This window comes from Psychrobacter sp. NPDC077938, from assembly GCF_044542635.1.
Lineage (GTDB): Bacteria > Pseudomonadota > Gammaproteobacteria > Pseudomonadales > Moraxellaceae > Psychrobacter.
This window is the reverse complement of sequence record NZ_JBITUW010000001.1, coordinates 526,521-539,789: the sequence shown is the minus strand read 5'-3', so window position 1 is coordinate 539,789 and position 13,269 is coordinate 526,521. Positions and strand designations below refer to the sequence as shown.

Genomic DNA, 13,269 nt, shown 5'->3' with positions numbered 1-13,269 from the left:
TCATTATCTGAATACGGATAACGATATTATTCTTAAACATAAATACATTAAGTATAATTATTAAAGGGAAGCGTCTATGAGCACTGTCTGGGATAGTGTGCAGCTTGCACGACACGCCAAGCGTCCATTATTTATGGACTATGTTAATCAGCTTTTTACCGAATTTGACGAGTTGCATGGCGACCGTGCTTTTGCCGATGACAAAGCCATTCTAGGTGGTCTTGCACGTTTTGATGGTCAGCCTGTGATGGTAATTGGTCAGCATCGTGGTCGTAGCACCCGTGAGCGTATTGCTCATAACTTTGGTATGGCCAATCCTGAAGGCTATCGCAAAGTGATTCGTTTGGTCAAAATGGCCGAGCGCTTTAACATTCCGGTGATGACCTTTGTAGATACCCAAGGTGCTTATCCTGGTATTGGTGCAGAAGAGCGCGGACAAGCGCAAGCGATTGCAGAAAGCATTGCTGTATTTTCTAGTCTGAAAGTGCCTGTAATTGTGACTATTATTGGTGAAGGCGGCTCAGGCGGCGCTCTGGCAATTGGTGTTGGTGATAAAGTAAATATGTTACAAAATAGCATTTACTCAGTGATCTCGCCAGAAGGTTGTGCTTCTATCCTCTGGAAAACCGCTGAAAAAGCACAAGATGCTAGTGAAGCGCTAAAACTAAACGCCATTAACCTTTATCAAATGGGTTTGATTGACGCTGTCATCGAAGAGGGTGAAGGCGCACATGTGCAGCCACAACCTGTGATGAATGCCTTAAAAGCACTGATTACTGAGCAGCTTGATGAGATCAAAGATTTAGATCCTCAAGAGCGTTGTGAGCTACGTTATGAAAAGTTAAAATCTTTCAACTCAGAAGTGATGTTGCCTGCTTAATTGGTTGCGATGGCGCCTTTATTGTTAAGTCGCTATTATTCAATAATAGGTTTTTCATATTAGAGTCTAAGTCTTAATGCTAAAATAAAAACGTGTCATTTAATGGCGCGTTTTTTTTTGGCTGTTATTATATGAAGCATCTAAAATAACGAAAAATAAGGCTGACTATGACCAGCAGCGCAATCATCTCACACCCTATTAAATCAATTGGCGATTTGCCAGTTGATGAGACTCTGGCGACAGCTTTCTTGAGCAGTATGTCTGAGTATAGTGATCAGTTGCATGGTCGCCGTCTTTGGCTAGCATGTAGTGGTGGGCGTGATTCATTAGCTCTTGCGGCGCTGTGTGTGCAGCTCTACCGACAAGGTAAGTTGCCATGTTTGCCGCAGCTTTTACATGTCGATCATGGCTTACAATCGGATAGTCAGCATTGGGCCAAGCATGTTGCCAATTGGGCGCAAGCGCAGCAGTTGCCTTGTCGCATTTTACAGGCACAAGTGAATGGGCATGATGAGCAGGCCGCTCGGCAAGCGCGTTATAATATTATGCGTGCTCATATTAACCAAGATGATGTATTGCTATTAGCGCATCACGCTGATGACCAAGCTGAAACGGTATTAATACGATTGATTCAAGGAGCAGGAGTCAACGGTCTGTCTGGTATACAGCCGTGGAGTGTACGAAGACAAGGCGGGCAGCGCAATGTCCTGTGGCGACCTTGGCTCACGATACGACGAGCCACTATTAGCGCCTATGCTAAGCGTTTAGAGTTGCCTTATATAGATGATCCTACGAATGACAGCGGCGACAACGTACGTAGTGGGCTACGCCGCGATATCATGCCAATACTGGCTACATACAATCCCAATGTCATTGATAACATTGCTCGCAGTGCACAGCTGTTAAGTGATGCACAGGAAACAATCAATGCTCAAGCTATGCAGGATATGCAGCAGACGGAAAGTACAGACCTGCAACTTTTACCCGCACAGCGCGTGCTGAATATCGATGCGTTGCAAAAGCTACCCATGTATCGTCAGCGGCAATTATTACATTATTGGCTCGGTCAAGATGAGCCACTACCACCTGCTAAGCAACTCGTCGATGATGTGCTAACTCTCAGCCTACGTGATGACCAAGACCATCAGACAGAACTGTTTTGGCAAGGTCGTAAGGCGTCTTATACCATTCGCCGCTATCGTCAGCAGCTCTATCGTATGAGCAGCGAGTGGCTGTCTTGGCTGAAGCTACCACTGACCGAGCAGGTGCTGCCACTATCTAGCCTGAGTTTGTCTAAGAATAATTCAGCTGATAATAGCTTCGAATTAGTCACCTTGTGCAGCAGTAATGACTACATTTGGCAGTTGCAAGTAAAGCCAGGTGCGCTGGTACGATTGTTAGATAATAGTGTGGACGGTATAGCACAGCAGGCAGTGTTAAAAATTGCGCCGTTAGGCCGTAAACAGCGGTTGAAAACTGAGATGGCTGCGCGCCCACAAGCAGGCAAAAAACTGTATCAAACCCTTGGGATTCCATTATGGCTACGAGAAAGCCTGACGGTAGTCAGCATCACCCTTATAAAAAAATTTGAAAATGGAAGCGACATTCAAACTGATATTCCTCTACTACTAGCATCGCCATTTGAGAGTTGGCTCTTGAGTTCTGAGCAGACAGATAGCGATGCTAAAAGCAATCAATTAGCCGAGCACATCAAAAGTGAGCTTAGACTAGAATAGAAAGCGTCAAAAGTTTAATATCCGTTGGCTGACTCATTGATTTTTATCAGGTTGATGTCAGGCGTGACATTTTGAATTTATCAAACGGTGATAGTGGCAGTATGATAAACTGAGTGTCGTCTTACATATCAGTATGTTAAGTTGAATACCTTTGAATTTTGTGACTAGGAGACAAGTATGTCGGTATTAGATAATAAAAAAATCAGTTTTATTGGTGGCGGAAACATGGCACAAGCGCTCATTAGCGGGCTTGTGGGTTGCGGCATCAAACCAAATCTAATCACGGTCGCCGATCCTAGCAGCGATGCACGTGAGCAATTAGCCGCCAAAGGTTTAAATACTGTTGATCCAATGGCTGATCCAAGATCTGCTGTGATCGGTGCAGATATCGTGGTGCTAGCAGTCAAACCACAAATGATGAAAGTAGTGGTAAGTGCTTTTGCAGATGTGCTAGATAATCAGTTGGTCATTTCAGTGGCAGCAGGTTTATCGACTGATCTTTTATCAAACATGTTGGGCGGCTATAGCAATATCGTCCGTGCAATGCCAAACACGCCTTCTATGATTCAAATGGGTGCGACTGGCCTCTACGGTACAGACAATATCTCAGCGGAACAGAAGCAGCTAGCAACGGCTGTTATGGAAGCCTCAGGTTTGGTCATGTGGGTCGATGACGAAGAGCATATGCATGCCGTTACAGCCGTATCAGGTTCAGCGCCAGCGTATATGTTTTACTTTATCGAATCGATGGTCGATGGAGCAGTTGCATTAGGGTTAGATAAAGAACAAGCCTCAGCGCTTGCTATGCAGACCATGTTAGGTGCTGCAAAAATGGCGATGAATAGTGATGATGCACCAGCTGAGTTACGCCGTAAAGTTACTTCACCGAACGGTACTACTCAGGCAGCGGTTGAGTCAATGCAAGCCAATGAGATTGGTCGTCAAATCAGCGAGGCCATGCAAGCTTGCTATGATCGTAGCCAAGCGTTAAGTGAAGAGATGAGTAAGTAAACACTGACAAGGTGTGCTGTGAGTCACCACTGACGACACATTTATGTAATCATCAGCATCTGATAATGACATTTGTCATCCTAGAATCTGTTAATAATGTCACATTGAGTAGCACTTCATGAACAACATGTTATTTCAAATTTTTGATTTGGTCACCACATTCGCTATGATGCTGGTGTTTATTCGTTTTATGTTGCAGTTTGCAGGAATGGATGCAAGCAATCCGATGATTGCACCTGCTTATAAAGCAACGCATATCGTCGATGTATTCGGGCGTATTTTTCCGACTGTTGCACAGGGTCGTATTAGCATTGCTGCTATCGTGCTAATGTTTTTGATTCGTCTAATCGACATCTCTGGAAAGGCCGCATTGACGCATAAAGGTATTGCGCCTGTACCGCTATTCTTTACGGGTACCACTAGCTTATTGTTAGACTTTTTACGCATGTGTCGCTATCTAGTGATTGGTTCTATCATCGTTAGCTGGATTGTGGTGTTTACCAGATCTGAGCATCCGATTATTGGCATTATTATTAATTTGGCTGAGCCTATTTTGGCCCCTTTTCGTCGTATCACGCCGAATTTAGGTATGCTCGACTTATCGCCAATGGTGGCTTTCTTAGCGTTCTATTTGCTGGAGATATTCATCGGTGGTTTGGCCGCGAGTGTGTTGCCAACCTTGGGTTAAACCTAATTAAATGTAAAAACTGTCATAAAAAAGGCGTTCTATAAAAATATAGAGCGCCTTTTTTGCGTCTGCTATTTAGGTAAGCTATGGCTTGTTAGATATGCTAAAAACGAACAAAGCGATTGGGTATGAGTTGAGCTTGCGAATCATCAGGATGCGGTGCATCAGCTGCCCGCAATGTCTGGGTAATCCAACTGTCTGAGGCTTGCACAGCATCGATGAGAGCATCGCCTATTGCCAAGCGTCCAGCGATAAAGCTGGCAAGTGAACATCCTGAGCCATGGAACTCACCATCTAAGCGCGGTAAGGTGCTTTTATGCACCATCTCGCCTTGGATATATAAGTACTGCTCGATGTCACCGCTATTAAAATCATGTGAGGTTTTTACCAGTACAGCATGAGCGCCTTGAGCACATAGCTTTTGTGCCCCGACATGCAGGTCTTGCTCTCCGCTAAGCGCACGTAGCTCATGAGTATTTGGGGTGACTAAAGTAGCATAGGGCAGCAATTGTCTAAAGGCGCTAACCAGTGTTTTCTCATCGCCCAAGCTGCCACCGCTATTCGCGACTAGTACAGGATCTAAGACAAATGGCGTATTATTATCGATGATTTGATCAGCAAATAGTTCGGTCAACATTGCGATGTTATCAGTGGTACCGAGCATACCTGATTTGATAGCACTAACAGGCAAGTCATCAAGCACCGCAGTAGCTTGAGCTTTTACCAACGATGCCGCACAAGGCTCAAAGCCAAATACCTGCTGTGAGCTTTGGATAGTGACCGCCGTACACGCGATGGCTGCATGTGCCCCTGACTGTCCGATGGCCTCGATATCCGCTTGTAATCCAGCACCGCCTGAAGGATCTAATCCTGAAAAACACAGTACGACAGGTCGCATAACAGCTCCTTTTAAGATATTTTAAAGTAAGTGATAAATACTATAGCCACCTACTACTAAAAAATCTATCATAGTCTTATGCTTATGCTTATGCTTATGCTTATGCTTATGCTTATGCTTATGCTTGTGGATGAGGTATAAGACGGTAGAGTGAGTAGACTTAATATTAATAAGCAATTCAATATTCATATCTAGCGGTAATATGCCGCAATTTTCCTTATAAAAATGCAAGATAAGTACTTATATCTATAATTTTGATAAAAGCCGCATTAAATCTGTAGACAACGCTTGCAATTCGTTTTGGCTTTGTTATAATACTCGCCCACGACATGAGACGTATTGTTAGCATCAATACTATGTTTATAGATTTTTTATAAATGTCTTGAATCGTTAGGTGAAGTGGGTGAGTGGCTGAAACCAGTTCCCTGCTAAGGAACCATACGTGTAAGCGTATCGAGGGTTCGAATCCCTCCTTCACCGCCATTTATTCAGTTGTTATTAGAGTAATAACGCAATATACTGCGTTAAACATTTTAATAATTAATTCAAAAAATAATTTGTTTTAATTAAAAAAGATGTTGACACAAGCGATATTATCTATATAATGACCAACCTAATTTACTGCAAAAGATATTATCTTCGCAGTGGATAAAGTGCAAAATACGCGCCTGTAGCTCAGTTGGATAGAGCACTTGGCTACGAACTAAGGGGTCGGGAGTTCGAATCTCTCCAGGCGCACCATTTGCATAATAGCTTAATTTAAGCTAAAAATTATTAAAATAATCGCCTGTCTTATGACAATTGGCGGTTTTTTTATGTCTGTAGCTTTTACCCTTCTACTTATTTATTCTACGACCATCTCCTGTGTTTAGCATGACCTGTATGTAGCATGGTCGGATAGCCAACTAATAATATTAAAGAGCCATCTACGATGTTAGGCCATCTACGATGTTAGGCCATCTACGATGTTAGGCCATCTACGATGTTAGACAGTCATCTAGGATAATGTACGATAGCCCTACCATTTACGGTACAATAGCGTTACTATTCACTGCTTGCTATGAGCTTGTACCATGTCAAAAAGTCCATCTAAACGTCCGTCAAAAATGACTCGCAAATCAAAGCCTCAATCGAGTGCGCCTGTACAGCAAGATCCTAACGAAGAGCCAACCATTGCTAAGCCCATGATTCGTGTCGTGGCGATTCTCTATGATGGTATGCTGATTTTAGCGTTATTGTTTTTGGTCGGGACGATACTAACCGTCGTCGGTACGCTGTTGACTATGGAGACGGGTACTGAATCCTCACAAGCTCAGTCACTGCCGCTCTGGTATCAGAACGCCATTATGACGCCGTCATTTGTACTGACACTCGTGGCATTCTATGGGATATTTTGGCGCCGTGGTGGTCAGACATTGGGGATGCAGACGTGGCGGTTAAAAACGATTAATGATGCAGGTCAATGGCTAACATGGGGTCAATCGTTTAAGCGTATTTTGGCCGCTTGTTTGATGCCGCTGATTTTCGGCATTATTGGCAGTCTTATTGATGGATCACGCGCCGCCTTATTGGCCAGCGCGTTTCTTGGTTTGGTATTCAACTATGTGTTCTGTCTGTTCAACCCTCGCGGTCTGGCAGTACAAGATATGCTGTCCAACACCATCACCCTAAAAATGCCGAAAGTGGCACATGAAGGGCTATGGCGCGGTTTTAAAAATCGTAAGAAAAAACCGTAGTCTGATTTTATTGACGTAACAATTTTTATTGACCTAGTAACTCTTATCGACGTAATAATTTAGTCTTATCATTGCTCAGTTGCTTTAGCCTAAAAAGTTACATACTAACGCTTTGAATCAGCCATGCAGTGTAGCCCATAAAGAACAGTACCAACGTGGCACCTGACGTACGACCGAACTGGCGTTTTGTTTTAAAGGCAAATACGCATAGTGTCACTAGCAATACCGTCAAGAGTCCCATGGCCATCACATCACGCGACAGAATCACTGGGTCAGCGGCTATAGGAGCAATGACCGTTGCCAAGCCGACAACTGCCAAAGTATTGAAGATATTAGAGCCGATGATATTGCCGAGCGCCATATCATGCTCGCCTTTACGAGCAGCTGACAAGCTCGATACCAGCTCAGGCAATGATGTCCCAACTGCGACAATCGTTAGACCAATGATAAGCTCACTAAGACCCCATAGCGTTGCTAACTCGACAGCACCCCAAACGATAGCGCGTGAGCTGGCTACGAGCATCAGCATACCGATAATTAAACTCACAAGACCACGCGTTACGCTTGGTTCTAGCTTTTCTAAGCTCTCTGAGTTATTTAAGTGCTCTAAGTTATTTGAGTGCGCTGAGTCAGCATTAGCCACGACTATATCGTCTTCGTGCTCATGATAGCCTTCGCGTATACTCATTATGATCTGTAGCCCTAAAACGGCGACCAACAAAATCAACAATACGATCCCATCAGCTTGGCTCAATGTCCCATCACGTAGCTGCCAAGCGGCGATGACAGTAATCAGTAGCAGCAAGGGCAAGTCGCGCTTTACGATGCCTCTACGGATAATAATAGGGCTAATCAATACGGTTGCACCGAGTACCAATGCGATGTTGATGATATTTGAGCCATAAGCGTTACCTAGAGCCAGCTCAGGGCTGCCTTCTATTGCTGCTAGCACTGATACCACCATCTCAGGCGCTGACGTGCCTATACCCAATATTAAGACACCAATTAAGAAGCTAGGCACACTAAATTTCTTGGCTAGTGCTGTCGCCCCATCAATAAAGACATCGGCACTCCAAACTAAAATTGCTAACCCAATCAATATTGCAAGCGCGGCCAACCACATCAGTATGTTTCCTTTTATATGATGAAAAATGTGAATTTGATAAATAAAAATGGCATAAAAAAAGCTGAATCTTGATTTAGATTCAGCTTTCCTTTTAGCATCGAGATTTTTAGTAATAATAGCAGCTAATTCAAAGATGTAACTTTGTGTTTATCTTAAATTTACCAAAACCTCACCATCCTGTCATATTAAGCAACTTGTACAGGAATGATATTTGCTGTGTCTTTTACGGTGTTGTCTTCGTTGCAATAGACCAGTTTTGGCTGATACGTTGACGCTTCAACTTCATCAAAATGCGCGTAAGCACAAATGATAACGATATCGCCCAAATCTGCCATATGAGCCGCAGCACCATTTAATGAGATAATACCAGAGCCCGCCTCAGCACGGATAGCATAGGTGCGAAAGCGCTTACCGTTGGTCACGTTATAGATATCAATAGATTCATTTTCGCGTAGACCAGCAAGATCTAATAGATCGCCGTCGATACCACAAGAGCCTTCATAGTGGAGCTCGGCATGGGTAACACGGGCACGGTGTAATTTGCATTTAAGCATATTAAGTAGCATAGGTTGGTTCCTTGGCGTAACTGATATTAATTAACTAAATCAAAAGGTTAATGGGGATGAAATTACCAAAATAAAAGGTCATTATCATTGAACGACTATATTATTCTGGTAATTTAAAGCCATTAATTTGTGAACGTGCTTTTTCGACATCACCATCTAACAATAATGGGAGCGCCTCAAAAGCAGCTGTCAGCGCGCTATCAATCGCAATCTGCTCATCAGGAGATGCTTTAGAGAGAACGTGTCCACTAACTTTAGACTTGTGACCAGGATGGCCGATACCCACACGCAGGCGATGAAAACCATTGCCAATATGCGGCGTGATATCACGTAGGCCGTTGTGACCACCATGTCCACCGTCTGTTTTGAGTTTGATACTACCAGCTGGAATATCGAGCTCATCATGAGCAATCAACAATTCATCATTTTTGATGCCATAGAAATTTACCATAGGCACCACTGACTGACCAGATTTATTCATAAACGTCAGCGGCATAAGTAAACGCACATCAGACCCATGAATCTGTCCACGCCCTGTCACTCCATGAAATTTCTTATCAGGGGAGAGCGTGATATTAAACTGCTGAGCCAAATGATGGACAAACCAAAATCCTGCATTATGACGCGTAAACATATACTGCTGACCAGGATTACCAAGACCGACAATAAGCTTTATGGCCATAAAAACACCCTGCTTGAGTTTGATAAATAGGGGTAAGGTGTGAAGTACTGATAGCCAGTTTATTTTCAAACCTTACTTACAAAAACAGCAGGAGATTTTAATCACCTGCTGTCTTATTGACTAAACGAATGTATCACTAACTAGCACAAAATAATGCACTAGTTAGAAATAGTAATTACTCGCTGTCTTTGTTTTCTTCAGTACCGTCGTTTTGCTCAGTTGCTGGTACTTCATCAGCATCAACGTCAGCATCAACTTCTTCTACTGTTGGTGGCTGCATGTTAACGATAGTACGGTCATGGCCGTCTTCTAGCTCAAGCTCATGAATAACAACGCCTTCAGGAAGTTTGATGTCTGATAGACGGAACAAATCACCAATTTCCATGCCAGACACATCTACTTCTAGATATTCAGGAAGTTGTGATGGTAAGCAGATAACTTCGATGTCAGATACTAGAGTAGATAGTACACCAGCAGCAGCAGTACCAGGCGCATCTTCACGACCAGTGAAATGAACAGGAACGTTCATGTGGATTTTCTGACCTTTTACAATGCGCTGGAAATCAGCATGCATTGGGAAGCCTTTAGCTGGATGGCGCTGCAAGTCTTTGATAACTGCTTGATGCTCTTCACCGTCAACGTTGATAGTCAAGATGTGTGAGAAAAACGCTTCGAATTCTAGTGATTTTACTAGTTCGTTAAGCTTGATAGAGATAGCTGTTGGCTCTTCGTTACCACCATAGATGATAGCAGGAACTAGGTTCTGCTTACGTAGGCGGCGGCTCGCACCTTTACCTTGTAGTTCAGCAGCACGATCAACGGCGTTTAGTTCAAAATGATTAATGCTCATGGATATAATCCTATAAAAAAAATGATGAAGTGTCTGGTCATAAAAAAGTGGATTTGCGACCAATCCACTAATACGTGATGATAGCTAAAATTATCGTTACGAATAAACCTCGTAATGTCTAAGCTTAGCCATTTGCTTATAGCAGCGCTCGCTATAATAATTACCATAACGATGGTTGCTGTTAAGCATGATCAGCACTTTTGATAGTGCTAGCCTAATAAAAACAATGAAAAGGTCAGCACAGGCGCGCATTATACGTGATTCTGTAGCAATAATAAAGACCTACGCAAAACGCCTACACAAAACAAAGCGCCAAGTAATGTTACTTGACGCTCTGTTTTTTAACTATTTAAGATGTCTTACTACAGTCATTGCTACTAAAAATTACTGCAATAGCTGTTTTAAAAATAACTGTATCAGATTAAGCGTCAAACATCGCGCTAATAGATTCTTCGTTATTGATACGGCGTAAGCTTTCAGCCAGCATCGGTGCAATACTTACCTGACGGATTTTGCTACAGGCTTTGGCTTCAGCAGATAGTGGAATCGTATCGGTCACAACCACTTCATCCAATGCAGATTCGCTGATGTTTTTCAGTGCGTTACCTGATAGGACAGGGTGCGTGATATAAGCTAAAACGCGACGGGCACCATTTTCTTTCAATGCTTCAGCAGCTTTACACAATGTACCTGCAGTATCGACCATATCATCAACGATAACGCAATCACGGTCACGAACATCACCGATGATGTGCATTACTTGTGACTCATTGGCACGAGCACGGCGCTTATCAATAATTGCCATGTCGGTATCGCCTAACTGCTTGGCCATCGCACGTGCACGAACCACGCCGCCTACGTCAGGTGAAACAACCATGATATTGTCATAGTCTTGCTTTTGTAGGTCGTTTAGCAATACAGGTGTGCCGTAGATGTTGTCTACAGGGATATCAAAGAAACCCTGAATCTGATCTGAGTGCAAATCAACAGTCATTACGCGATCGATACTAACGATGTTTAACATGTCAGCGACCACTTTAGCCGAGATAGGTACACGAGCTGAGCGTGGACGACGATCCTGACGAGCATAACCAAAATACGGCATGACAGCTGTGATACGGCCAGCACTAGAGCGACGCAAAGCGTCAGCCATCATCATGATTTCCATCAAGTTGTCGTTGGTCGGTGCACAAGTAGGCTGCATGATAAACACATCTTTACCACGTACGTGTTCTTTGATTTCCACGGCAATTTCGCCATCAGAAAAACGCGTGATGTCAGCTTTACCAAGAGGTATGTGAAGATGATCGGCTACGGTTTTTGCTAATTCTGGGTGGGCATTACCCGTAAAAATCGCCAAATAAGGCATGACAGAAGTCCTATTGATTGACTCAAGCAGCGACCGCTAAGCAGTGTCAAACTGCTCAAATTAAGAAAAGAGTGGTGAAGGTGTTGAAGTATACTATTACAGTAAAAAATGGCAGGGGTAGCTGGACTCGAACCAACGGATGTCAGGATCAAAACCTGATGCCTTACCAACTTGGCTATACCCCTGTAATGTCTAGGCTATGAACAACTGATATATAATAGCGACTAAGTAGTCGTTCTCAATATAGTGTCATGACCTGTCAGTTATCTAAAAAACGGATAATCCGTTTAAAACATAACTTTTCCCTAGCGGTGTCCATTGCGAACTATACCGAAACTGGGATAACGTTGTCAATGACAATAAGATAAGTGGCTGTCTATAAACCGCTTATACTCGATGTATCTCTAACGCTTCGTACTAAAAAATGGCAGGGGTAGCTGGACTCGAACCAACGGATGTCAGGATCAAAACCTGATGCCTTACCAACTTGGCTATACCCCTATTGTGGCGACCTATTATAAGTAAATTTTCAGATTTTGCAAGTCCTTTGCGCCTTTTTATGGCTTTTATTCGTAATGAGGTGGTTTTGGTAGGTAAGTTCCGAAAATTGGTGTGTTAATCAAAGTTATTATTGGGTTGTGTGAGTGGGTTCTAGCAGGGTGAGTCTAGTGCGAAATTCTGGCGTGATGGAAACATTCTAGGAATGTCTTCCTTAATATGATTTAAGGAAATCATCTAAACGCAAGTTCTATAATTTCCAAGATATCTTACAATAGAAAGTAACTAAATATAGTTATATAAATAGCCAGTAAGGAATGTTTTTTTTGGTATAAAACAGTGGTTCATTAAACCAACACCGAAGCAGTTTGTTTATACAAGCTTTATCTATGCAAGAGTATTTCCAGTGATAGGGCTTTTTATTGCTTCTCCCATAATGGCGTCATTCATGTTGCTATTTTTTATATTCTTTGCTTTTGGCACGATGAAGTATTTAAAACCTATTGTTCCAAGGCAATACTACACTAACCTCATTGGTGCTGTACCATTTCTTATTATTCTAATTTTTTTCTTACACTCAACGATTTCTTTCACCGAGATTGTCGAAAATAAGAGCGGTCTTGAGCAAGTACACGGAATTGTTCCAAACGAGCCACTTAACCGCCGAGTAGGTAAAAATAGCTCGTCGTCATTGTTCATTAATGAGATCCGTCTGCACTGTGAATATAATGAGAGAAATAGCTGTAGTAAAGCCTATGATTATTCTGGACAGATCGCTGATATCCTCTATCAAACAGATACATGGATTGGCAATGTTGTATATGAGATCAGCGTTGATGACAAAAAGGTATACAGATATGAAGATCAGCTTGCTTATTTTAAGTTAGAACAGCGTATAGAACGTCGTCAATGGTTTTTAACGTTTATGCTATTTGGTATTCCTAGCTTTTGGTTCTACAGGCAAGATAAGCGGCTTCGTAAAAACACGCCCAAAATGACAGTCGAACAAGAGTTAAGTAAAGCTAAAGACTTAGCCTCTAACAAGGTAGGTTGTGTTGGAATAATTGTAGGTCTAGTAATTATTACTATCGCTATCTGTGCTGTGCTAGGAGGCCTCATATATCTTGCAGTTCATGAATTTGGCCTAGCAGCACTGTGTATTGGTATAGCTGTAATATGCTGGGTATTATTAATTATATTATATAAGCCAAGCTCAGAATTGTAAAAAA

Annotated in this window: 12 protein-coding genes and 4 tRNA genes; 8 read left to right on the top strand and 8 right to left on the bottom strand. The window is 42.7% G+C overall.

The features are described from left to right. Positions 1-76 precede the first annotated feature (76 nt). The 4 genes from ACIGBM_RS02305 to ACIGBM_RS02290 all read left to right on the top strand — a co-directional run bounded on the left by ACIGBM_RS02305 (position 77) and on the right by ACIGBM_RS02290 (position 4,315). The gene (locus ACIGBM_RS02305; RefSeq protein WP_102078709.1) at positions 77-880 is read left to right on the top strand and encodes an acetyl-CoA carboxylase carboxyltransferase subunit alpha; all 804 of its coding nucleotides are present in this window, start codon (positions 77-79) and stop codon (positions 878-880) included. Positions 881-1,047: 167 nt separating this feature from the next. Next, positions 1,048-2,616 (top strand): tRNA lysidine(34) synthetase TilS, encoded by a 1,569-nt coding sequence (tilS, locus tag ACIGBM_RS02300; RefSeq protein ID WP_397476609.1) that lies wholly within the window; start codon positions 1,048-1,050, stop codon positions 2,614-2,616. A gap of 177 nt (positions 2,617-2,793) precedes the next feature. Next, entirely contained in the window at positions 2,794-3,627 is an 834-nt protein-coding gene (proC, locus tag ACIGBM_RS02295) for a pyrroline-5-carboxylate reductase (protein ID WP_397476608.1), read from the top strand. Between the two features lie 118 nt (positions 3,628-3,745). Further along, a complete protein-coding gene (locus ACIGBM_RS02290) occupies positions 3,746-4,315 on the top strand; it encodes a YggT family protein (RefSeq protein WP_101205146.1) in 570 nt (189 codons plus the stop codon). Between the two features lie 103 nt (positions 4,316-4,418). Here ACIGBM_RS02290 and ACIGBM_RS02285 read toward each other — a convergent pair whose 3' ends face one another. Then, positions 4,419-5,213 carry a hydroxymethylpyrimidine/phosphomethylpyrimidine kinase gene (locus ACIGBM_RS02285; RefSeq protein ID WP_397476607.1) on the bottom strand — a complete coding sequence of 265 codons (795 nt, stop codon included), beginning with the start codon at positions 5,211-5,213 and terminating at the stop codon, positions 4,419-4,421. Between the two features lie 393 nt (positions 5,214-5,606). Here ACIGBM_RS02285 and ACIGBM_RS02280 point away from each other — a divergent pair. The 3 genes from ACIGBM_RS02280 to ACIGBM_RS02270 all read left to right on the top strand — a co-directional run bounded on the left by ACIGBM_RS02280 (position 5,607) and on the right by ACIGBM_RS02270 (position 6,949). Continuing rightward, positions 5,607-5,696, top strand: a tRNA-Ser gene (locus ACIGBM_RS02280). Between the two features lie 181 nt (positions 5,697-5,877). Beyond that, positions 5,878-5,954: transfer RNA gene (locus tag ACIGBM_RS02275), tRNA-Arg, on the top strand. A gap of 332 nt (positions 5,955-6,286) precedes the next feature. Then, positions 6,287-6,949 carry an RDD family protein gene (locus tag ACIGBM_RS02270; RefSeq protein ID WP_397476606.1) on the top strand — a complete coding sequence of 221 codons (663 nt, stop codon included), beginning with the start codon at positions 6,287-6,289 and terminating at the stop codon, positions 6,947-6,949. Positions 6,950-7,046: 97 nt separating this feature from the next. Here the strand turns inward: ACIGBM_RS02270 and ACIGBM_RS02265 are convergent, their stop codons facing one another. From ACIGBM_RS02265 to ACIGBM_RS02235, 7 genes are all read right to left on the bottom strand, one after another. Continuing rightward, positions 7,047-8,072 (bottom strand): calcium/sodium antiporter, encoded by a 1,026-nt coding sequence (locus ACIGBM_RS02265; protein WP_397476605.1) that lies wholly within the window; start codon positions 8,070-8,072, stop codon positions 7,047-7,049. 188 nt (positions 8,073-8,260) lie between these two features. Next, positions 8,261-8,641, bottom strand: a complete 381-nt coding sequence (gene panD, locus ACIGBM_RS02260; protein ID WP_010196068.1) for an aspartate 1-decarboxylase — start codon at positions 8,639-8,641, stop codon at positions 8,261-8,263. A 100-nt stretch (positions 8,642-8,741) separates the two neighbouring features. After that, entirely contained in the window at positions 8,742-9,323 is a 582-nt protein-coding gene (pth, locus tag ACIGBM_RS02255) for an aminoacyl-tRNA hydrolase (RefSeq protein ID WP_397476604.1), read from the bottom strand. 175 nt (positions 9,324-9,498) lie between these two features. After that, complete coding sequence (locus tag ACIGBM_RS02250) at positions 9,499-10,173, bottom strand: 50S ribosomal protein L25/general stress protein Ctc (RefSeq protein ID WP_201606920.1); 675 nt, start codon at positions 10,171-10,173, stop codon at positions 9,499-9,501. A gap of 421 nt (positions 10,174-10,594) precedes the next feature. After that, positions 10,595-11,542, bottom strand: coding sequence for a ribose-phosphate pyrophosphokinase (locus tag ACIGBM_RS02245; RefSeq protein ID WP_057758042.1), 948 nt, complete (start codon positions 11,540-11,542; stop codon positions 10,595-10,597). A gap of 109 nt (positions 11,543-11,651) precedes the next feature. Further along, positions 11,652-11,727 (bottom strand) — tRNA-Gln (locus tag ACIGBM_RS02240). 240 nt (positions 11,728-11,967) lie between these two features. Beyond that, a tRNA-Gln gene (locus ACIGBM_RS02235) sits at positions 11,968-12,043 on the bottom strand. 445 nt (positions 12,044-12,488) lie between these two features. On the opposite strand from ACIGBM_RS02235, the gene ACIGBM_RS02230 reads away from it, so the two are divergent. Next, positions 12,489-13,265, top strand: coding sequence for a hypothetical protein (locus ACIGBM_RS02230; protein WP_397476603.1), 777 nt, complete (start codon positions 12,489-12,491; stop codon positions 13,263-13,265). The last annotated feature ends 4 nt before the right edge of the window (positions 13,266-13,269 follow it).

Bases quoted from the DNA above. Each gene is read 5' to 3' on its own strand.
- ACIGBM_RS02305 (WP_102078709.1), top strand. From the start codon at position 77: ATGAGCACTGTCTGGGATAGTGTGCAGCTTGCACGACACGCCAAGCGT.
- tilS (WP_397476609.1), top strand. From the start codon at position 1,048: ATGACCAGCAGCGCAATCATCTCACACCCTATTAAATCAATTGGCGAT.
- proC (WP_397476608.1), top strand. From the start codon at position 2,794: ATGTCGGTATTAGATAATAAAAAAATCAGTTTTATTGGTGGCGGAAAC.
- ACIGBM_RS02290 (WP_101205146.1), top strand. From the start codon at position 3,746: ATGAACAACATGTTATTTCAAATTTTTGATTTGGTCACCACATTCGCT.
- ACIGBM_RS02285 (WP_397476607.1), bottom strand. From the start codon at position 5,213: ATGCGACCTGTCGTACTGTGTTTTTCAGGATTAGATCCTTCAGGCGGT.
- ACIGBM_RS02270 (WP_397476606.1), top strand. From the start codon at position 6,287: ATGTCAAAAAGTCCATCTAAACGTCCGTCAAAAATGACTCGCAAATCA.
- ACIGBM_RS02265 (WP_397476605.1), bottom strand. From the start codon at position 8,072: ATGTGGTTGGCCGCGCTTGCAATATTGATTGGGTTAGCAATTTTAGTT.
- panD (WP_010196068.1), bottom strand. From the start codon at position 8,641: ATGCTACTTAATATGCTTAAATGCAAATTACACCGTGCCCGTGTTACC.
- pth (WP_397476604.1), bottom strand. From the start codon at position 9,323: ATGGCCATAAAGCTTATTGTCGGTCTTGGTAATCCTGGTCAGCAGTAT.
- ACIGBM_RS02250 (WP_201606920.1), bottom strand. From the start codon at position 10,173: ATGAGCATTAATCATTTTGAACTAAACGCCGTTGATCGTGCTGCTGAA.
- ACIGBM_RS02245 (WP_057758042.1), bottom strand. From the start codon at position 11,542: ATGCCTTATTTGGCGATTTTTACGGGTAATGCCCACCCAGAATTAGCA.
- ACIGBM_RS02230 (WP_397476603.1), top strand. From the start codon at position 12,489: ATGTTGCTATTTTTTATATTCTTTGCTTTTGGCACGATGAAGTATTTA.